General features: G+C 55.7%; 17 protein-coding genes. 10 read left to right on the top strand and 7 right to left on the bottom strand.

The window, feature by feature from the left end; translation table 11 throughout:
- Window positions 1–70: 70 nt before the first annotated feature.
- From MW046_RS18465 to melA, 3 genes are all read left to right on the top strand, one after another.
- Window positions 71–1,225, top strand: coding sequence for an ABC transporter ATP-binding protein (locus tag MW046_RS18465; protein ID WP_247995694.1), 1,155 nt, complete (start codon window positions 71–73; stop codon window positions 1,223–1,225).
- Between the two features lie 82 nt (window positions 1,226–1,307).
- Window positions 1,308–3,659, top strand: coding sequence for an alpha-L-arabinofuranosidase family protein (locus MW046_RS18460; RefSeq protein ID WP_247995693.1), 2,352 nt, complete (start codon window positions 1,308–1,310; stop codon window positions 3,657–3,659).
- A gap of 116 nt (window positions 3,660–3,775) precedes the next feature.
- Window positions 3,776–5,110: an alpha-galactosidase gene (gene melA, locus MW046_RS18455; RefSeq protein WP_247995692.1), complete on the top strand. Its 1,335-nt coding sequence runs from the start codon at window positions 3,776–3,778 to the stop codon at window positions 5,108–5,110.
- A gap of 562 nt (window positions 5,111–5,672) precedes the next feature.
- Here the strand turns inward: melA and MW046_RS18450 are convergent.
- Together MW046_RS18450 and MW046_RS18445 are read right to left on the bottom strand one after the other, a co-directional pair.
- Entirely contained in the window at window positions 5,673–6,404 is a 732-nt protein-coding gene (locus tag MW046_RS18450) for a sporulation protein (RefSeq protein WP_247995691.1), read from the bottom strand.
- Between the two features lie 83 nt (window positions 6,405–6,487).
- On the bottom strand, window positions 6,488–6,979 hold the full coding sequence (locus MW046_RS18445; protein WP_247995690.1) for a hypothetical protein: 492 nt from the start codon (window positions 6,977–6,979) through the stop codon (window positions 6,488–6,490).
- 877 nt (window positions 6,980–7,856) lie between these two features.
- On the opposite strand from MW046_RS18445, the gene MW046_RS18440 reads away from it, so the two are divergent.
- Together MW046_RS18440 and MW046_RS18435 are read left to right on the top strand one after the other, a co-directional pair.
- Window positions 7,857–9,401, top strand: coding sequence for a family 43 glycosylhydrolase (locus MW046_RS18440; protein ID WP_247995689.1), 1,545 nt, complete (start codon window positions 7,857–7,859; stop codon window positions 9,399–9,401).
- A gap of 106 nt (window positions 9,402–9,507) precedes the next feature.
- Window positions 9,508–10,566, top strand: coding sequence for a family 43 glycosylhydrolase (locus tag MW046_RS18435; RefSeq protein ID WP_247995688.1), 1,059 nt, complete (start codon window positions 9,508–9,510; stop codon window positions 10,564–10,566).
- 81 nt (window positions 10,567–10,647) lie between these two features.
- Here MW046_RS18435 and MW046_RS18430 read toward each other — a convergent pair whose 3' ends face one another.
- The 4 genes from MW046_RS18430 to MW046_RS18415 all read right to left on the bottom strand — a co-directional run bounded on the left by MW046_RS18430 (window position 10,648) and on the right by MW046_RS18415 (window position 14,477).
- Window positions 10,648–11,988: a dihydrolipoamide acetyltransferase family protein gene (locus MW046_RS18430; RefSeq protein ID WP_247995687.1), complete on the bottom strand. Its 1,341-nt coding sequence runs from the start codon at window positions 11,986–11,988 to the stop codon at window positions 10,648–10,650.
- A 72-nt stretch (window positions 11,989–12,060) separates the two neighbouring features.
- Window positions 12,061–13,095: an alpha-ketoacid dehydrogenase subunit beta gene (locus tag MW046_RS18425; RefSeq protein WP_438268217.1), complete on the bottom strand. Its 1,035-nt coding sequence runs from the start codon at window positions 13,093–13,095 to the stop codon at window positions 12,061–12,063.
- Complete coding sequence (locus MW046_RS18420) at window positions 13,088–14,227, bottom strand: thiamine pyrophosphate-dependent dehydrogenase E1 component subunit alpha (RefSeq protein ID WP_247995686.1); 1,140 nt, start codon at window positions 14,225–14,227, stop codon at window positions 13,088–13,090. Before MW046_RS18420 ends, MW046_RS18425 begins: the two co-directional genes overlap by 8 nt.
- Window positions 14,228–14,315: 88 nt before the next feature.
- The gene (locus tag MW046_RS18415; protein ID WP_247995685.1) at window positions 14,316–14,477 is read right to left on the bottom strand and encodes a DUF1059 domain-containing protein; all 162 of its coding nucleotides are present in this window, start codon (window positions 14,475–14,477) and stop codon (window positions 14,316–14,318) included.
- 149 nt (window positions 14,478–14,626) lie between these two features.
- On the opposite strand from MW046_RS18415, the gene MW046_RS18410 reads away from it, so the two are divergent.
- Window positions 14,627–15,073 carry a universal stress protein gene (locus MW046_RS18410; RefSeq protein WP_247995684.1) on the top strand — a complete coding sequence of 149 codons (447 nt, stop codon included), beginning with the start codon at window positions 14,627–14,629 and terminating at the stop codon, window positions 15,071–15,073.
- A gap of 35 nt (window positions 15,074–15,108) precedes the next feature.
- Here MW046_RS18410 and MW046_RS18405 read toward each other — a convergent pair whose 3' ends face one another.
- Complete coding sequence (locus MW046_RS18405; RefSeq protein ID WP_247995683.1) at window positions 15,109–16,440, bottom strand: MFS transporter; 1,332 nt, start codon at window positions 16,438–16,440, stop codon at window positions 15,109–15,111.
- Window positions 16,441–16,821: 381 nt separating this feature from the next.
- Between MW046_RS18405 and MW046_RS18400 the strand changes: the two genes are divergently transcribed.
- The 4 genes from MW046_RS18400 (at window position 16,822) to MW046_RS18385 (ending at window position 20,489) form a co-directional block, all read left to right on the top strand.
- Complete coding sequence (locus tag MW046_RS18400; RefSeq protein ID WP_247995682.1) at window positions 16,822–17,328, top strand: macro domain-containing protein; 507 nt, start codon at window positions 16,822–16,824, stop codon at window positions 17,326–17,328.
- Window positions 17,329–17,390: 62 nt separating this feature from the next.
- The gene (locus MW046_RS18395) at window positions 17,391–17,861 is read left to right on the top strand and encodes a phosphopantetheine adenylyltransferase (protein WP_247995681.1); all 471 of its coding nucleotides are present in this window, start codon (window positions 17,391–17,393) and stop codon (window positions 17,859–17,861) included.
- 768 nt (window positions 17,862–18,629) lie between these two features.
- Window positions 18,630–20,222 carry a sodium:solute symporter family transporter gene (locus tag MW046_RS18390; RefSeq protein ID WP_247995680.1) on the top strand — a complete coding sequence of 531 codons (1,593 nt, stop codon included), beginning with the start codon at window positions 18,630–18,632 and terminating at the stop codon, window positions 20,220–20,222.
- A 9-nt stretch (window positions 20,223–20,231) separates the two neighbouring features.
- A complete protein-coding gene (locus MW046_RS18385) occupies window positions 20,232–20,489 on the top strand; it encodes a hypothetical protein (RefSeq protein ID WP_247995679.1) in 258 nt (85 codons plus the stop codon).
- Window positions 20,490–20,570 lie beyond the last annotated feature (81 nt).

Here is a 20,570-nt window from a genome sequence, read left to right as displayed (position 1 = left end):
GCCCCGGAAACGGGTGAATCGAGAGTATCGGTTAGAACCGACAGCAGTTGCGAACTAACGGAGCTTCAAAATGAGTAAAACAAACACGACAGCATCAGTGACGTTCGAGAACGTGCGGAAAGTGTACTCCGACGACTTCGTCGCGATCGATGGCTTCGATGCCACCATCGAAGACGGCGAGTTCATCACCGTCGTCGGTCCCTCTGGGTCCGGCAAATCGACGCTACTGCGCATGGTCGCCGGTCTCGAAGAGATCACCGGCGGCGACGTTCGGATCGGTTCGGAGAGCATCAAGGGCGTCGAACCCCAAGACCGTGGGATCGCGATGGTGTTCCAGAATTACGCGCTGTATCCCCACATGACCGTCCGAAAGAACATGTCCTATGGATTGCGGCTGACGACGGCGCTTTCCGAGGAGGAGATCGACCAACGGGTCCGCGAGACGGCGGAGATGATGGGCATCGAAGACCAGTTGGACGACAAACCGGCAAACCTCTCGGGGGGACAGCAACAGCGCGTTGCGACCGGTCGCGCGATCGTTCGCGATCCGAAGATCTTCCTGATGGACGAGCCGTTGTCGAATCTCGATGCCAAGCTCAAGGTTCACATGCGGACGGAACTCCAGCGGCTCCAAGAGGATCTCGGAACGACGACGATCTACGTCACTCACGACCAACACGAAGCGCTGACAATGAGCGACCGCATCATCGTTCTCAACGAAGGTGAACTCCAGCAGTTCGCCCCGCCGGAAGAGGTGTACAACACACCGGCAAACCGGTTCGTTGCGGACTTCATCGGCAGCCCGGCGATGAACTTCTTCGATGTCGAACTGCACGGAACGACGCTCGTCAGCGACGGGTTCGAGTACGAGATTCCGTCTTCGATCGTCGATACGATCACCACTGTGGACACCACCTCCGATCTCGAACTCGGGATTCGTCCCGAGGACATCACGTACGACGCGAGCGGTGACAACACGATCACCGCCGTCGTCGAGGTCGTCGAGGTAGCGGGCAGCGACAACTTCATTCATCTGGATATCGAGGGATCGGAGTGTCGCGTTCGGGTGTCTGGCGGCTTGAAACCGACTGTCGGTGAAGAGGTGCAGATCGCGTTCGATCCTGCCGACATCCACCTCTTCAACGCAGCCGGCGAGAATCTGCTCGCCGGACTGAGCGACACGGCTGTGCCCGAAGTCCCGACCGAGTCTGAGGAAGCTGCCTGAAGACGATCGACAACGTAGGAACCGCCTCCTTCTATCCGTCATATTGATAAGTATTATAATGGTTCACACAAATGGTCACCGTATGGATGAGAAAAGCGTTCGCTCGATCCCGAGTAGTGCCGTGTTTCGACGACAGTTTCTGACCATGGCGGGGGTGGCTGGGACTGGGCTGTTCGCTGGTTGGAGTGAACCGGTTTCTGCTGCTGAGCACGAGTCATCTGAAACGACGGTTTCGTTCGACCTCGATGCGCGAAACGAGCGCTGCGTTCCCGAAACGTTGTTCGGCCGGTTTGGCGAACACTACGGAGCACACGAGATCTACCCCGGGATCTACGCGGAGCACGTCACGAACACCGCGTTCGTCGCCTGGGGTCAGGTCCAACCGGAGCACGTCTCGCACGTCTATGGCTTCGAGGACGTCGGCACGTACGAGAACGTGCCGTTTCCGTGGGAACCGCTGGGCGAGGGTGCTACGTTCGAGCGCCCTGAGGAAGGTGGTGTTCGCGGACTCGGCACCTGGGACTCCGATGGTGGCTGGCCGGACGTGGAACAGCCCGTGCGCAACGAACACCAGCGCGTCGTTCTTGGAGACACGGAGGGTGGTATCAGACAGCGGCTCGTGCTCCCCGACTGGCGGACGCTTGACTATGAATTCGCGCTTTCTGCGCGGGCCGACGGTATCGACGAGCTCGACATTCGATTGACGGCTCCGGACGGCGGTGTCCTCGGGAACGAGCGAATCGAGGATCTCACCGACGAGTGGGTGCGATACGAGGGGATCGAACTGACGCTCACAGAGCCGAGTGGACACCAACTCGAAGCCGGTGCATTGGATGACGTCGAATCGCCGTACGGCGAGTACGTCCTCGAAATCGTCGCTGAGGGATCTGGACACGTCGATCTCGACTGGGTGTCGCTCGTTCCAGACGACGCGGTTGCCGGGAAGTTCAATCCGACGACGATCGAGCTGATGGACGAGCGCAACGTCTCGCTGTTGAAATGGCCGGGCGGCAACGTTACGAGCACGTACAAGTGGGAAGACGGAATCGGTCCCATCGAGGAGCGTCCGATCAGACCGAACGTCGTCTGGAACGGTCTCGATCCGAACTTGATGGGAACGGCGGAGTACGTCGAGTTTTGCGAGCACACTGATATCGAGCCGACGATCACTGTCGGCGTGACTGTCGAAAACACAGACCGGGAATTCCAGCCTCCTGAGCCGATCACGCCCGAAGATGCAGCCAACTGGGTCGAATACTGTAATGGAGATCTCACGACGGAGTATGGGAAGTTACGGGCCGAACACGGCTATGAGGAGCCGTTTGATGTGACCGTCTGGGAGATCGGCAATGAAGTCTGGGGAGAGTGGCAGGCTGGCGGGACGGACGATCCGGCGAAGTTCGCCGAACGTGCTGGTGAGTTCATCGACGCGATGACGGCCGTCGACGATTCGATCACCGTGATTCCGGACGGGATGGATCCCAAATACGACGATCCTGAGCTTCCCGATCCCGATGTCTGGAACGAAACGTTGTTCGACGTGCTTGATGACGCGATGGATGGGATCGAGATGCACCGGTACAACTGGGGCATCCGCGAACAAGATCCCCAGAGTATCCCGGAATGGAAGGAAACGAACGACGCCGACGCGCTCGATTACAACGAGGTGCTGATCATGTTCCCGACGCAGTTCGGGGACCTCGTCGCAGAGACCGCTGAGACGGCGTCGACGTACGGTCTTGCTGACCTTGAGTTTCATATCGGTGAGTGGGGACTGTATCCCACGGTCGCAGAGGGTGATCCATGGCCCGGCATGCCCACGATGGCTGGCGCGTCCTACGTTGCCGGGATGTTCAACGCGTTCATCCGAGAGAGCGACCACATCCGACGAGCGAGTCACACTCACCTTCCTGTTCGCATGTTCCCACCAGAACACATCGAGCAGCCGGCGAACCCGAACCCGCTGCTCCCGGTCGGCTACACGTTGGAGTTGTACGCAACCGTCTTCGACGATGATCGGGCGTGGAAGGTGATCGAGTCGTCAGTCGAGGGGAAGACGCGCGATATTCCCGACACTGGTTCTCGTATTCGGGCAATGGCGGATGTGCCGTACGTCGATGTCACATCGGTAATGACACTGGACGCCGACGAGCTGTGTACCTTCCTTACCAACCGCAATCTCCGTGCTGCGACCACGGTCACGCTTGAACTCCCCGAGGCGCTCGACTCCGATGAGGCGTCCGTGACGGTTCAGCAACCGGTGGATGATCCCCACGATACGCAAGACGGGCTAGGGGCGTTCCCCGACTCGTGGTTCGATTGGACGGGACTCGAAAGCTACGAGATCGAATCCGACGAGATGTCGGTCGAAGACGGCTCGCTGACGCTGTCGCTCGGTCCGGCTGCGGTTGCGCGCGTTCGATTCGAGGCGTGAACAGTCCCACCAGTCTTCGGCGGACGTCCACACCGGTCGGGACCGACTGCTCGCTCACGCGTCTTGTCAGCTACCAAAATGATATTACCGTGGGGTGTGTAAGGGCATGACGCACGATGGTGAAAATAGCGTTTATCGGTGCTGGAAGCCACACGTTCACACTGACGTTGGTCCGTGACATCCTTTCGTTTCCGGAACTTCGAGATTCGACGCTGTGTTTGATGGATATCGATGCGGAACGCCTCGATCGGATCGACACCGCCACGCGCCTTCTAGTGGACGACCACGACCTCCCGACGACGGTCGATGCCACGACAGATCGTCGAGCAGCGCTTACGGGTGCGGACTACGTGATCACGACGATTCACGTCGGTGGCGTGGAACCGGTCGAAAACGAGATCGAGATTCCTCAACGTTATGGCATCAATCAGTCCGTTGGAGATACGCTCGGGCCGGGAGGTGTCTTCCGGGCCATGCGGACGATACCGACGATGCTCGACATCGCCCGTGACATGGAAGCGCTCTGCCCGGATGCTCTGCTTTTACAGCACACGAATCCGATGGCGATGGTTTGTTGGGCGATCGAGGCCGAAACTGAGATCGACACCTGCGGAATCTGTCACAGCATCGTTGGGACGGCTCACGACATCGCGGACTACGTCGATGTCGAGTTCGAGGAACTCGATTACTGGGTAGCCGGGATCAACCACATGGCGTGGTTCCTTCAGCTGGAACACGACGGAGATGACCTGTACCCCGATCTCAAGGCGGCGCGAGAAGATCCGGAGATCTACGCCCAAGACGTCGTTCGCTTCGAGACGATGGATCACTTCGGCCATTTCATCACGGAGTCGAGCCATCATCTCAGCGAATATCTTCCCTACTTTCGCCACGATCAGACGGAGATCGACCGACTCGTCGACGCCAGTGCGTACGGGACCGACCGGGACGAGTTCGAGTATTCACCTGTCTGCTGGCTGCCGACGGGTGAATACTTCGATCAGTGGCGGACCATCGATCACGCGGCCCAGTTCGATCCGGAATCGATGGACACCTCACTATCACGGTCTGAGGAGTACGCCGCACGAATCGTCCATTCGCTCGAAACCGGTGTGAATCGACGAATGAACCTCAACGTCTCGAACGATGGCCGTCTCATCACGAACCTTCCAGACGACGCCGAAGTCGAAGTTCCGTGTCACATCGATGGAACGGGCATCCATCCCTGTTCTGTCGGTACCCTCCCGCCACAGCTGGCCGCACTCAACCGCACGAACGTCAACGTTCAGTCGCTCGCTGTCAAGGCCGCCAGAGAACGGGACGAAACCTCGCTTCGACGGGCGATCAAACTCGACCCGCTGACTGCTGCCGTCTGTACGCTTGCAGAGATCGACGACATGGTCGATGATCTCCTCGAAGCGAATGCGGCGTACCTCCCAGCGCTGACGTGAGATGGGTCCATATTCGAATCATACACACGTGTGGGCGCTCAACCTAACCGCTCGGTAAACTCGGCTTCCGTCCCTCATCCGGTCATACCGGTTCCGTGTCGTCTATCTCTCATAACCGTTTTCCTCACATCCGCGCTCATTTTTGCTCTCACGATCTCACAGTCCCACACGGACCGCTTGACCACACGACTGGTGTCACAGCGACCTTCCGGTATCTCCGGACAGAGATCGATCTCCACACTGGGCCGGTTTGATTACAACAGTACATCTGTAACAGAGACATCGCACGACTTCCCAGCGACGCTATCCGGTAGTCTGCAATGATCACGGCTCAAAAGCAATACAGAAGTAACTACTCGGATTAAGAAGGGAATCAGATCGTGAGTGATAGCCATCAGTTGGGAAAGCGTAGCAGAGCGTAGTAGCTCGTCGTTTACACATTGATCTCACGTGTGGTACAACACAGGGATACTTCTCATTCCAAAGATGAACGATGAACGGTGTCTACGGACGGAGAAACGATGGATTCGATCAGCGATAGTTTGCGACAGCGACGACGGACTCAGACGTGTTTCTCAATGAGTGCAACAATATCGTTATGAATCGTCTCAGCATCGGTCGAACGAACCGTCATTCGATCATGCCGCTCATCAAGGTCGGTTACTTCGCTCAAGAGACCTCCCCGGCGATCGACTTCGAGGAACAGTTCGAGTTCGTGGGGCCCGGGGTGAGCAACGATCTCGATCTCGTCGAGGCTGTCGCGGAACCGACCGGTAGTCCGAAACTCGAACTCCTGAATGAACCGACGATCAGTGTAGTGTCCGTACGGATCAGCTTCACATTCTGCTGTCTGGAGCGAAAACCCGAGATCTCCAAGCACATCGAAGACAGTTTGAAGTCGGGGGGTAGGTCGGACATCGAGGTAGTCTCTGTCTTCGGGATCGACCGCGAAATCGATGTCGAGTTCCGTTTCGATCCAGACGTCGACACCCCCGACTGTGACCGGCGTCGAGTACGGAATCTCGATCTCGGTCGACCGGACTTCCTCTTGTTCTGGGTGGATGGTGAGACTCTCTGCGAGCGTGAACCGATCGATGTCTCCCGTCTGGTACCCCTCGTCGGTTCGATACCGAGTTTCGAGTTCGAAACGGATCGTCCCGACATCCTGTTCAACGTTTCCCCCGGTGATGTGCACGTCCGCATCTACCGTTTCACCCGGTCGAACGGTGTTTTTTGGGAGAACTGTGTCTACCGTGGCGTTGCCGATACCGATACTGGCGAGGACCTTTTTCATGGTCTACTCCCGTATATTATACGGAACAGTATAAGTCTAGGTGCTGGTGGAACCGACGCCAGTGCCGTCTCAACTGTCGTTGCTCACGGATAGAGACATTCGAGGAGGCTCTCGTTGCCGACTTCGAGGACGGAGCCGATCACTAACGGAACGATCGCTGCGGCGATCGAGAGCAGAGGATCGGTTAGTTTCTCATCGACCCGGGATGTAGCGATCATCGACCGGAGCAAGCCCTTGAGAACGAACACGAAAACGAGGAGTTCTACTAACCCTGCGATCGGACCCGCGAGTACGTTCGGATCTCCGCTACTGCATAGCACGTTCTTGTTCACACCGATCTCCTGCATCGCTCCGAGAATGATCCAAACGGGACCCAGTAACTCAAGCGAGAGAAGCGTCGCTGTGAAGAGATCCTGCCGACCATTCTGTAGTGACCAGCTTTTGAGCCGACCGATACATGTGAGGCTGCCACCGATGGTTGCGCTTACTATCCACCGGAGAGTCGTTCCAGCAGGTCCGAACAGCGATGAATCCTCCGTGTCCTCGTTTTCCGATGGCGATTCGCTATCGGACATGCGATCAGTTCATATCTATTACTCGACCAAATAAAAAATTATTGTGATGAGAATTTCTGTCCGTACGGATCCCGTTCGTCGGTCGATGCCACCGACGAGACACCCATCGTAACGAACGTCGTTCGACGACGTGCGCTGTAGTAAAACTGCTATGATCTGTTGGATATTTCATCTACAGCTACTGGCTCGATAGGGTGGCAGCATGCTCGTTACGATCGGAGTCCGCCAATGCTGTCGGATCTGACCGTCGACACTAGCGAATGGTCCGTTCGGCCCCACAGCTGGCGTGATCGACACGAGTGGCTCGGACGTGGTGTTCGATCACGGTCTGACTGTGCAGTTATTTCTACCTCGGTCCGTCTTCATCGTACGTCTGGGGAAAATCACAGTTACAAGTGGTGGCAAGGATAAGATAGCGTCAGAACCTCTCCCCACATCGTTGAAATCATCGAGAATACGGGGACGGAGACAGCTTTGGTTGGTTACAATTGAAGGACGTCTACTCTTCAGGAGGTTACAACAGTACGGATGTAATAGGCATGCAAAATACACTTTCGATACCGTGTAAATAAGTGAACTTAGATGAACACTCTGAGAGTTACATCCGGTGCTATCCACTGATATGCACATCTGAAAGGAAATTAACACATATGTCGAAATAATGAGTTATAGCATCTTTGCCATTCGGGTGTGGACGGTTACCGCTGCGCGGTCAGGATGACCGGTGCTTTCAGCATTACTGGAACGGCTGATGCCCTGTTCGTCGTGAGTACGCTACAACGTATCTCGGTGCTTGTCTTCACAGATCTATTTACACCTACCCAAACATATTTGTTAATTAGATTCTTTCTACTACGTAATTGGAGATCATAATAATATGGTAGTAAACAGACGGAACGTACTGAAAGCCATCGGTGTTGGGACGCTTGGCATCGGTAGCGCTATCAGTACGAGTAGCTCAATTACTGCGACCACCGACGATTCGATGCACTATCACAACGAACTGTACGGACCCCACTTCCCGGATCCCACAATCCACCGGGATAACAGTGGCACGTGGTGGGCGTACGGAACGAATATGGACCGAAACGATGGGGAAACTGACTCCCAAGAACGTCTGGTACCGATACTCAAGTCAGATAATCTACACGAGTGGAGTTACGTCACCGAAGCGTTCGAGTCGCGGCCAGGGTGGACGTACGGGTCTATCTGGGCCCCAGACGTTCACTACTACAACGACAAGTGGGTGTTGTTCTATTCGCTCGAACCCCGTCCGTGGGACAGCGGTGAATTTGGCATCGGTCTCGCTACTTCCGACACGCCTGATGGCCCGTTCACGGACCACGGGCAGATCATCGGCGACAACGACCACGCAGGAGGCGGTACCATCGACGGATATTTCGTCGAGCAGGAAGGAACGCCGTATCTGTTCTGGGGGAGCTTCCAAGGGATCTACGTGATGGAACTCACGTCCGATCTCCGGGATTGGCAGTCGGCGACGCTTCAGCAGGTTGCAGGTGACGCCTACGAAGGGACGACCGTCTTCAAGCGCGGTGGTTATTGGTACATGTTCGTCTCCACGGGAACTTGCTGTGATGGCTACAGCAGCACCTACGAGATCGAGGTCGGTCGATCGACGAACCTCTTTGGTCCGTACACGGATCCGTCCGGGACAGTTCTCACGGACTACAACAGCCACAACGCCGGTATCGCTCAACTCACTGGCAACGACCGATTCCCAGCACCGGCCCACGGCGACATCACGACCGACGACAACGGCACGGATTGGTTCGTCTACCACGCCTACGACCGGGACGACCAGGAGTTCGTCGATGGGGTTCCGGCCCGACAACTGTTCGTCGACCGGGTCGAGTGGACCGACGGCTGGCCGATTATCGGCGGCGATAAGACCCCAAGTCTTCAGTCCGTCCAACCGAACACCGCTGACTCGGGAATCATCGCTGATGGCATATACGAGATAAAGAACGTCAACAGCGGCAAACTCCTGGAGGTGGCAAACGCCGGAACCGCGGACGGCGACAACGTCAGACAGTGGTCACAAAACGGGTGTTCCTGCCAGCGGTGGTGGATCGAGTACGTCGGTGGCGATGAGTATCGCATTATTAACCAGAACAGCAACCGAGCACTCGACGTTCCCGATGGATCGACGACGGACGGCGAGAGCCTCCAGCAGTTCGCTTGGTGGGCCGGTGGCTCACAGAAGTGGGAGATCGTCGATAACGGTGATGGGACTTACCGTATCAGGAACGTCAACAGTGGCGATATCGTCGATGTGAACGAGAGTTCAACGGCAGACGGGGCCGACGTCATCCAGTGGCCATGGACGGGCAATACGAACCAACGGTGGACGCTCGATTTCATCGAGACGGTTCAACCCACCGACGACGGACGTTCCTGGTGACCGGCCGAACGATGGTATCGACGCGGCGATCGCTCGTGAGATACAAACCAAAGCAAATATAATCAAAAACAAAATTCTTATTACCAATAATGTATTGTATGTATCTATGACGGAACGGAGTGGATGTGATACGGTAAGTAGACGGACCGTTTTGCAAACGATCGGTGGGGGTGCGCTCGGTGCTGCCGGGATACGTACGAGCGGGCTGGCGTCTGGGGATCCGAGTCCGGACCATTATCACAATCCGACGGGACCGTTCGGATTTGGTGATGCGACCGTCGTGCGAACTGCTGATGGGACCTACTACGTGTACGGCACGGAAACGTCGGAAGACGTGATTCCCATCGCCAGATCGTCGGACTTGGTGAACTGGACGTACATCGGTGCAGCGCTGCCAAGTCAGCCGGACTGGCGAAACGACGATGCAGGGGTGTGGGCACCGGATATCTCCTATTACGACGGCGAGTACCGTATTTACTACTCCTACTCGGAATGGGGAAGCACCAATAACCCCGGGATCGGACTCGCAACGTCGGACACTCCGGACGGCCCGTTCACAGATCAGGGACCGGTGTTTCGAGAGAACGATCTCGGCCCAACCAACTGCATTGATGCGGATTTCAACGTTGTCGACGGGACGCCCTATCTAATATGGGGTAGCTGGTACGGTATTTACGGCGTCGAATTGACTGCGGATGGACGGGGGTACGTGCCGGGAACGACGTTCCAGTTAGCAGGGGATCTGCGCGAAGGTGGCATGATCCTCGAAGAAAACGGATATTATTACCTTTTTTACTCGACCGGACGTTGTTGTCAGGGATACGACAGCACGTACGAAGTGGAGGTCGGACGGTCCGAATCGTTTTTCGGCCCGTATTACAACCAGGACGGAACGGATCTCCGCGAGTTGAACGAGCATCACAGCGGCGTTGCAGTTTTGACGGGGACCGATCAGTTCATCGGACCGGGTCATAACACGGCGATTCAGGACGATAACGGTGACTGGTGGATGGTGTATCACGTCGAGGCGACCGAGGCTCGGGAGGGTCGCACGTTGATGGTCGATCGGATTCTGTGGGACGACGGTTGGCCAGTCGTTGCCTGCAACGGCGTCCCAAGTACCCAAAGTCCGATGCCTCACAGCGGTACGTACCACTGTGGGTAGCGTCATCAGTGCGATGCATTTCGGTACTGGGTTGCTACGTTCTCTAGCGAAGACGTCGCTACGGATCGACGTACACCCTGATCATGTCCGGGAGAGCAGTAGATCCGGATCCTCGATCCCGTCGATCAGAAACTCCATGAACTGGTTCGCAACGGCGCCGTCGATGAGACGGTGATCGTAGGACAAATCGAGTCCGAGTCGGTGTCGAACCTCGACCGTTCCCTCGTCGGTCGCCACCGGTTTCTGTCGAATGCGACCGATCCCGAGGATGGCTGCCTCCGGGTGGTTGATGATTGGCGTCCCGGACGTCCGGTGTTCGCCATACGTAGCGAGGTTGGTCACGGTGAACGTTCCGTCTTGTAGAGCACTCATATCGATCGACCGATCGCGCGCCTGTTCAGCAAGCGTCTGTAGTTCGTCGGCGATTTCGATGATGGATTTGGTGTCGACGTCCTTGATGACCGGTACGATGAGTCCATCATCGGTGTGAGTGGCAACTCCGATGTTGTAGTAGTGTTTCTCGACGATCTCGTCCGTCGTATCGTCGATGCTGGCGTTGACGATCGGGAACTCCTTGAGTGCCGGTGCGACCGCTTTGACGAGCAACGGAGTGTACGTGATGTGGATGTCGTGTTTCTCATCGAGCCGTTCTTTGAGCGCGACGAGTTCGCTCGCATCGGCCTCAAACCCGGACGTGAGATGCGGAATGATCGTTTTCGATCGAGTCATGTTCTCCGCGATGGTCCCGCGGAGTCCAGAGAGATCACGACGTGTCGAGCGTGACTCGTCTTCCTCGATCGGGTCCGGTTCGATGGCAACGCTCGGGTGCGCTCGCTCGACACGCTCCGGTTCGGGCTCCTGTAGATACGCATCGATGTCCTCCTGAAGAACTCTTCCCTCCGGCCCCGATCCATCGATGTCCGATAGATCGACGTCTTCCTCACGAGCGTACCGTCGCGTCCGTGGAGCAGCGAAAACACGGTCTTCTGGCACGTCAGTCTCGGCCTCGGGAGCTGCCGCTTGCTCAACGTGTTCCGACTCGACTTTTTGTACTGCTTGCTCTACGTCTTCTCCTTTCTCGTCCGTCTCTACGTCTTTCTCTTCCGGTTCTTCTTCCGTTTCCGTCTCTACGTCTTTCTCTTCCGGTTCAACGTCACCACTCACCTGTTGTTGGGGTGGGTTTTCCGTTTCGATCGTCACGATGACCGTTCCGATGTCGACGACGTCGCCTTCGCTTGCGGAGCGGTCTTCGATAGTGCCGGGGCACGGTGACGGAACGTCCGAAACGGCTTTGTCGGTCTCGATCTCACAGAGAACGTCGTCCTCTTCGATTTCATCTCCTTCTTGGACGTGCCATTCCGTGATTTCGGCTTCTGTTAGCCCTTCACCTGGATCCGGAAGACGGAATTCGAACGCTGTCATTGTGTGTATCCCTCCATGGTTTGATCACAGCCGATCAGCGATGTGACGATCGATCGAGATGATCGTACTGCGTCAAAATTCATAGCTCATCACCGCCTCGATGGCGTACCGAGCGCGTTCGTCGTCCGGGAGATAGTCGTCTTCGATGTCGTGCCCGGGAAAATGCACGTCGTACCCCGTCGCGCGTTTGATCGGGGCTTTGAGACGGTCGAGGGCGTACTCGTTTATCAGTGCGGACAGTTCTGCCCCGAGTCCGAGCGTGCGCCGAGCCTCGTGGAAGACGACGCATCGGCCCGTCTTCGACACCGAGTCGAGGATCGTTTCGATGTCCAACGGGGAGAGCGACCGTAAATCGACGATTTCGACATCGGCGTCCACGTCAGTAGCAGCGGATTTCGCCTGATGCACCATCGCACCCCACGTAAGCACCGTCACGTCGCTTCCCTCCCGAACGATGCGTGCTTCGTCCAGTGGAAGGGTGTACTCCGCCGACGGTACCGGCTCGTCTATTCCCCGGTAGACACTTTTCGGTTCGAGGAAAATCACAGGGTCGTCGTTGCGGATGCTCGCCGCCAACAACCCCTTCGTCTGTGCGGGCGTGCTTGCACAGATGACCCGAACGCCGGGGGTATGGATGAAGTACGTCTCCGTCGATTCTTGATGATATTCGAGCGCCTTGATCCCTCCGCCGTACGGTATCCGAATCGTCATCGGCATCTCCAACGCACCCCCTGTTCGCTTGTACATTTTCACGACAGCATACATAAACTGACCAAAGGCGGGGTAGAAAAATCCCATGAACTGGATTTCGGGAACTGGACGTTCACCTCGCATTGCCATCCCCGCAGCAGTGCCGATGATCCCGTTTTCTGAAAGCGGCGTGTCGATAACCCGATTTTTTCCGAACTCCTCCAGCAATCCTTCCGTTCCACGATAGACCCCACCCAGCGGACCGATGTCGTAGCCGAGCAGACGGACGCTCTCATCGCGGTCCATCTCCTGATGGAGCGTCCGATTGACCGCCGTGATGAGGTCGATGTCCTCGGTTTCCTGTGGGTCGATCTCCACGTCGGTGTTTAGCTCCATGCGGTCGAGATCGTTACTCATTGAATCCCTCCCCGGTGAAATCGACGAATGGATTCTTTCCATTCAGCTCCCGGTGTAGTTCCGCTCGTTGGTGGCGCTCACGCCACGATTCGCCGTGTAGTGTGGTATCGAACATCCGGTCTGGCTCCGAGTTCGATATCGAGCGAACTTGCTCGACAGCGTCGGCGACCTGATCGTCGATCTCGTCTCGAAGTTCCGTTTCGGTATCGTCATCGAGAATCCCTCGGTTACGGAGATACGTATCGTATCGATCGACTGGATCTCGATCCTCCCAGTACTCCCGTTGCTCGCTGTCGTCCCGATACCGGTTCGGATTGTCCGACGTGTTGTGTGCCCCCATCCGGTACGTTACACACTCGATGAACGTCGCCCCACCACCCGATCGAGCGCGTTCGACTGCCTCACGCGCCTTCTCGTAGACGGCAAACACGTCGTTTCCATCCACGCGTGCGCTGGACAGCCCATACGCAGCGGCTTTCTGAGCGAACGTCTCGCTACCAGTCTGGCGGTGTGCGGGCTCGGAGATCGCCCACTGGTTGTTCTGGCAGATGATGACTGCCGGAACATCGAAGACGCCGGCGAAATTCATCCCATCGTGAAACGCACCTTGGCTGGTCGATCCATCGCCGGTGAACACCATCGTAACAGTATCTCGGTCGTTGAACGCGTCGGCCATGGCTGCGCCTACCCCGTTGACGACGTTCGTTCCGATCGGCGTGTAATCCGGAGAGAAATTCACGGCCGGATCCTCAGTGTCCAACTGTTCGGCGATCGTTTCGGGTTCACGCCCAGTGGCGCTGGCGATCACCTCTACCATGGGACGATCCCAATAGAGTAGTGCCGGTGTTTGGCGATACGTGTGAAATATCCAGTCGTCAGGTTGCAGCGCCGCAGCACCCCCCAGTGGTGTGGCTTCTTCGCCAAGGGTTCGCGCGACGAGGCTGACTTCCCCGCTGCGTTGCATATTCAACATCTTCTCTTCAAGTACCCGTGTGGCGATGAACGTCCGATACAGTTGTAGGAGTTCCTCCTCGTCCATCTCCGGCGCCTCTGTCTCCAGTTCGCCGTCCGGATCGAGGATACGATAGAAATCTCCCGGCGGTCGTTCTTCTGTCCACATCTCTTGTGCCATCGTTGGATGTGATATTCGTTCCCTATTCACTAATTCTCTCGGGTTTCATAGACCGGCCCCTGATCGCGAAGACTCATCTGTCGGGTCGTTATCCCGGGCCGATGACGTACTGTTCGATCTCCTCGCGGGTCGGTGTGGAACCATGTGTGTCTCGTGTGTGATCTTGGGCGCTCTCGATGACCGTCGGCTCCTCGTTGGCCCGCTTCGAAAACTCGCACCCATTGACCGGGCACTGAAATTCCCAAACCATCGTACAAAACGTTGCCCACAGAGCGGGTAAGCGTGCGCCCGGCAATAGCATGGTGATCGGCTTTCGTTGGCGAGTTCGGTGTGTCCATGGTGATGCCATGATCAACGTTATACTGTGTCGACTGATACCATGATACGGGGTGTTCACCCATGTTCGATCGAATTCTCATCCCGACGGACGGTAGCGACGCAGTCCGACCTGCCGTAGAAACAGCAATAAACCTCGCTGAGATCCACGATGCGATACTGCACGTTCTCTACATCGTCAATCAACCGACGATCGTTTCCGGGACTGGGGAAGGTGTTCCTGGTCTCGACAATCTACTGGCTGCGCTCGAAAAGACCGGTCACGAGACTACTACCGTGGTCGCTGATCAGGCAACAGATCAGGAAATCGATGTCCAGACCGCTGTCCAGCGGGGCAACCCCCACGATGATATACTCACCTACGCAACCGAACACGACATCGATCTGATCGTGATGGGGACCCACGGTCGGACTGGCGTCAAACGAGCACTACTCGGAAGCGTGACCGAGACCGTCGTTCGTCACGCTGAGAACCCCGTCTTGACCGTGCATCGGGAACCGAAAACGTAGGATCCATATCCTTCCGATGGATTCCTGAATAGCTATCAGTGAACAGGCGTATCCTCGACCGGCTCAGAGGTCCCAGGATCGTAGATTTTCAGCGCCAACGCGACCCCAGCACAGATAACGCTCAGCACTACGAACAGAGAAAACCCTCGGGCATAGCCGATATGACCCAAGAAATCTACGTAGTAGCCCAGCACCGGCAGGATGATCAAGGTGCCGCCCCCGCCGATACCGCTGATCCACCCGGACGCACCACCGACGGCTTCCGGAACGAACTTCGGTACCAACTCGAACACGGCTGCGTTCGCGATACCCATCCCGGTTCCGAGGATCATCATCCCGATGAAGGCGAGCCAGAACCCCGTCGCGATCGTCATGATCCCTGCACCGACCGCCATAATGGAGAAACTCACGATCGCAACGTTTTCACCGCCGAACCGATCGCTGATGCTGCCGCCAGGGACCCTGATGAGCGATCCGTACACGATAAAGATGCCCGCTAACAAGCCTCCTGTCGAGAGATCGAAGCCGTGAAACAGATCCCAGTACGTCGGGAACCAAGCGGACAGTGACGTGAACCCGCCACCGAACGAAACCGTATACAGGAACACCAAGATCCACGTTCGGCGGATCGTGGCTGACTCTCGGAGTGAGTCCCACGCGTTACCTGACGGGAAAATGTCTTGTCCGAGTTCGCTCGCGGTTTCCTGAGCTTTCGTTTCGTCATTCCCGTTGTCGAGTAGTTGGAAGTAGTAGGGATTAACGGAGAGGAGTCCGTACGCGACGGTGACGACGACCACGAACACGAGCCACGTCGAATACGCCATCGTCAACCCTCCAATACCGATCAACACGGGTAGAACGTACGTCACCATGCCCGGGCCGATGTTTCCGACACCGGCGAACGCTCCCATTGCGAACCCCTGTTTATCGCTCGGATACCAGTAGGAGGTCTGAGAGATTCCGACAGAGAACGTGGCACCGCCTGCGCCTGCCAAGAGACCGAAGAGGACTAGTAGTGGATACAGACTCATATCGAAGTTTTCGGGATACGTTAGAAACAGCGTCACAACCAGTCCAGCGATCCCAACAATCGTTGATGCTAACAGGATGAGCATCGGCTTTCGCCCGCCGACTTCATCCACCCACGCACCGAACGGGATCCTGAGCACCGCTTTACTGAGGTGAGGCGATGCTAATAACAGTCCGTGGAAAATACCGGTCAACGTTAAGTGCTCTTCGAATATGGGACCTGCCGCGCCGTAAAAAACGATGGTCGTGAGTCCAGCGAAAAACCCGAAGGTAGCCGTGATCAACCCCCGCTTCGGGGAGCCTGTAACGTTGGGGGCGTCTGCTGCTCGTTCGCTCATCGTTCGACGGTGAGAGTGTTCTGCCGTCGATAACCGACGGCTCGATCGCTACCGATCCCTCTGAACACGTCGTGTCCGCTTCGATCCGTGCTTTGACAATCTATCATAGTCATCTTCGTACGATCCGTATCGGAGTGACTGCCCCTTGTCTCTGTCGAATTGTTTCAAGGATATCAATTTACTGTAACCCCAATTCTGTATTCTTAGATCATCACGGGTAGTGATAAACTGACGGGTAGTGGTGTATTATCATATAACAATATATTATTCATTCTGATATTATAAGTATTGACACATATAATATATTACTATTTAACATTAATTTGATACCGAGCTTATTTTCACCGATGGTACTTTTACCGTGTCTGCCCGACCACTGGTATGAAGTTCACCGTCGTACAAGGAGATATCGCTGACCAGTGCGCCGATGCGTTGGTGAACGCTGCCGGAACGAGCCTGCGAATGGGTAGCGGTGTTGCCGATGCGCTCAGACGTGGCGCGAATGGACCGATCAACGAGGACGCCGTCTCGAAGGGACCGATCGATCTCGGTACGGTTGCCGTTACGGATGCGTACGAACTCGCGGCCGAGTACGTCATCCATGCGGCAGCCATGCCCCACTACGGAGATGGTCGAGCGTCAGCCGAAAGCATTCGTGACGCCACGCAGAATTCGCTCAAACAGGCCGATGCGTTGGGCTGTGAGTCGATCGTACTCCCGGTTCTCGGAACAGGTGCGGCTGCATTTTCCTTTGAAGAGGGTGCTGAGCGCGTCTGTGAGGCGATCCGGGCACACGAGCCAGTCACTCTCTCCGATGCCCGGGTCATCGCATACTCACAGCAGGAGTACGAAGCGCTCGAACGTATTGCCGACGAGCATCGTACCTAACCTTCGACATCGTCGGGACTTGCCTGGTTCAAGCATAAATGGATCGCTATCGATCATCCGATATGCGAGTCGTTGTTGCCGGAACGTTTGGCCCACTCCACGACGGGCACCGAGAACTGTTTAAAACAGCTTTGGAGCACGGTGATGAGGGTGTCGTCGTCGGCATCAGTAGCAACGAGTTCGCGACGGAGACACGTCAGCCCGATCCTCGACCGATTCCCTCGTATGAACAGCGCAAACGGCAGGTCAAAGCGATGCTCAACACGGTCGATGAATGGAACCGTTCGATCGAGATTCGAAAGTTCACCGATACGTACGGATTTGCAAGCCGTGATCCCTTGTTGGATGCAGTCGTCGTCTCACCTGAAACCGATGATGCGGTGACCGAACTCAACCGTCGACGGACGGAGCGCGGATTTGATCCGCTTGAATCGATCGTCGTTCCGTATGAATACGCCGATGACGGCACCCCTATTTCGTCGACGCGGATCGTCAACGGAGAGATCGACGAACACGGGCAGCTCTTGGAGTGAAGAGGGGTTTTCCGACTGTCGGAGTATCAGTTCGAAGTGCACGGATGGGATACTGTCAATGCCGAATGTGAGCATCCAGTGATACCCGAGATGGGAGATATTACACCCACAATATTCTATTTGTACGCCCTTATCGTGATATAGCGACATATAGGCCATTATTCCATACCATCCTTTCTATCGATCTCACTGGTTGTAAACCGAATACGCAATATTGGTTTGAAATGTCTATCTATACACTACCAATTAATATTTATATAAATATTAAATAGATATGGAGTGGTGAACTCATGAATCCCACAATAACCATACGATAAGACTAATTTAATATTTATAATATATTGCAATAATATACTTTAGAACATCAATAAACTATTCTTCATTCGATAGATCTCGCCTCTTCATCCCCTTCCAAGAGAAACGCTGTCCAATTACAGCTGTACCCTTGTAATCACCAGTGTACACGAATCGTCTTTATGAGCCGTCTGCCGGGAATTTCTGGCTATCGTCCGATATCGTCGAACGGTTGCCGCGCTATCGTTCTGTTCGATCGCATCGTCTTCTGAGGAAATCGTCTGTTTCCCGACGAAAAACTCAAACAGCGAATCCGGTGGTATCGGATAGAAAGATGTTCCCACACATCGGATTCGCTGTTTTGAGCGTCGTTGACCATCCTCATTTGTATCCAGTATATTCGAATACTATCTAGCATACATTTAGATATGATGGGAAGATATAAGTAACACTGTGGTATTGTTTTGCTGTACCATGCAGACAGCAGGTTCGCCGACGCTCGTCATAACGGAATGGATAGCAATCGTAACGTTTGCACTTTCGCTCCTCGGTTTTGGGATCTATATGCGAGAGAACACGATTGATTCCGCGAGTACGTTTCTCGCAGATCGATCACTTCCCCCGTGGATTCAGGCGTTTTCCACCGTGGCAACGAACTTGAACGCCAACGATTTCATCGGCTTGGCCGGCTTCGCCTATGCGTTCGGTGTCATCGCGCTCATGACACCGATTTCGACCGCGATCGGTATCGTTATCGTGACGATCGCGGTCATCCCGTTCATCCGTGAAATCCGAGCCTTCTCGCTCGGTGAGTGGCTCAACGAACGGTTTGTGAGTCCTGTCGGAGAGGCGTACGACTTCATCTGGACGTTCGTTTGGATGTTCATCAATATGGGGTTGTACATCTACGCAGGATCCCTCGTTCTGAACACGCTGTTAGGATGGGATCTGTGGCTCTCGATCGGTATCGTGGTGCTCATCGGAACCACGTACACGTTGCTCGGTGGCTTTGGAGCCGTTGCTGGCTCCGATACGATTCAGTTCGTACTCATGTTCGTCCCGCTTGCGCTCGTCCTGCCGATGACCCTAGATATGGTGGGTGGCGTATCGGGACTCGTGGACGGGATCGAATCGTACCAGGGAACGATGACTCCCTCCGACCACCCGTTGATCGCTGACTTTCCGTTCGGTGGACCGGTCGCCGTGGTGCTCCTGTATCTGGGGTTCCTCGCCCAATCGATCGCCTACTGGGGGGCTGAATCACAGATCCTCCAGCGACCGTTGGCGGCTGAGAGTTCTGAATCCGCTCAACTAGGATTTCTGTACACCGGCATCTGGTATGCGGTTCTCGTGCCTTTGTTCATCCTCCTTCCGGGTGTTGCGGCCGCTGCCCTTTACCCCGATCTTGCGGTGTCCGACGAGGCGATGCCAATGTTGATCCGTGACATCATGCCCCCCGGCCTTTATGGGGTGGTGATCGTCGGACTACTCGCCGGCGTACTTTCTAGTGTCGACTCACAACTCAACAACTTCCAGACGTTACTGACCGAGCGTATTTATCGTCGGCACGTAGCCCCGGACCGATCGGCGGAGCATTACGTCACGGTGAGTCGAATCGCTGGAGTTCTGTTCATGGCAATCGCCGTCAGCATGGCGTATTATTTCTCGTTACAGGATTCGATGTACTTAGTCGCGCAGTCTCTGTTAGTGACGATCATGCCCACGTTCGCCGCGATCGCTATCGTCGGTGGCATCTGGGATAGAGCAACGACCGCTGGCGCGTTGGGAGGCATCGTGTTTGGGATCGTCTTCAGTGTGTTTCTCGGCTTCCAACTCGGTCATGACGCTACTTACATCAGATCGCTGTACTCCCTTATTGCGATCGTGGCGGTGATATGCGTCGTGAGCGTGTTCACGACTCCGCGGAGCGGAGAGACGCCGACGGCATTTCTCTCGTCCGTTCAGGACGAAACCGTGACGACTGTTTCATCAACGGTGAAACACGCCGCTGTCGTCACGACAGCGCTTGCAGCACTGACGTTCGTCGGTGCAACCATCATATTTTAGGTGATAATTATGACCAATACATCCGAGACGACGACCACAGATGCAACGACTGACGAATCGGACGCTGCGTCCGATACAAACGAATACGAACTGCCGGTCGAACTGTTTGCCGGATCGGTTATCCTCACGATGGGGGTGCTCGTTCTGGTAACACCACTGATCACGACAATGCCGAGTGACGTACCTTGGGATCCGGTTTTCGTTAACGTCACCAGTGGAGCTATATACGTCCTTTGTGGGATGTATCTGGTCCATCGAGCGGCGTGATCATCCCTCACACTCGGAGTTTATATCGATTGATCCGGACGCTCTCAACTCGAAATAGTCGATATCGGCCATCGTTGCCAC

The organism is Halocatena salina (assembly GCF_023115355.1).
Classification (GTDB): domain Archaea; phylum Halobacteriota; class Halobacteria; order Halobacteriales; family Haloarculaceae; genus Halocatena; species Halocatena salina.
This window is presented reverse-complemented; position numbering and strand designations above follow the sequence as displayed.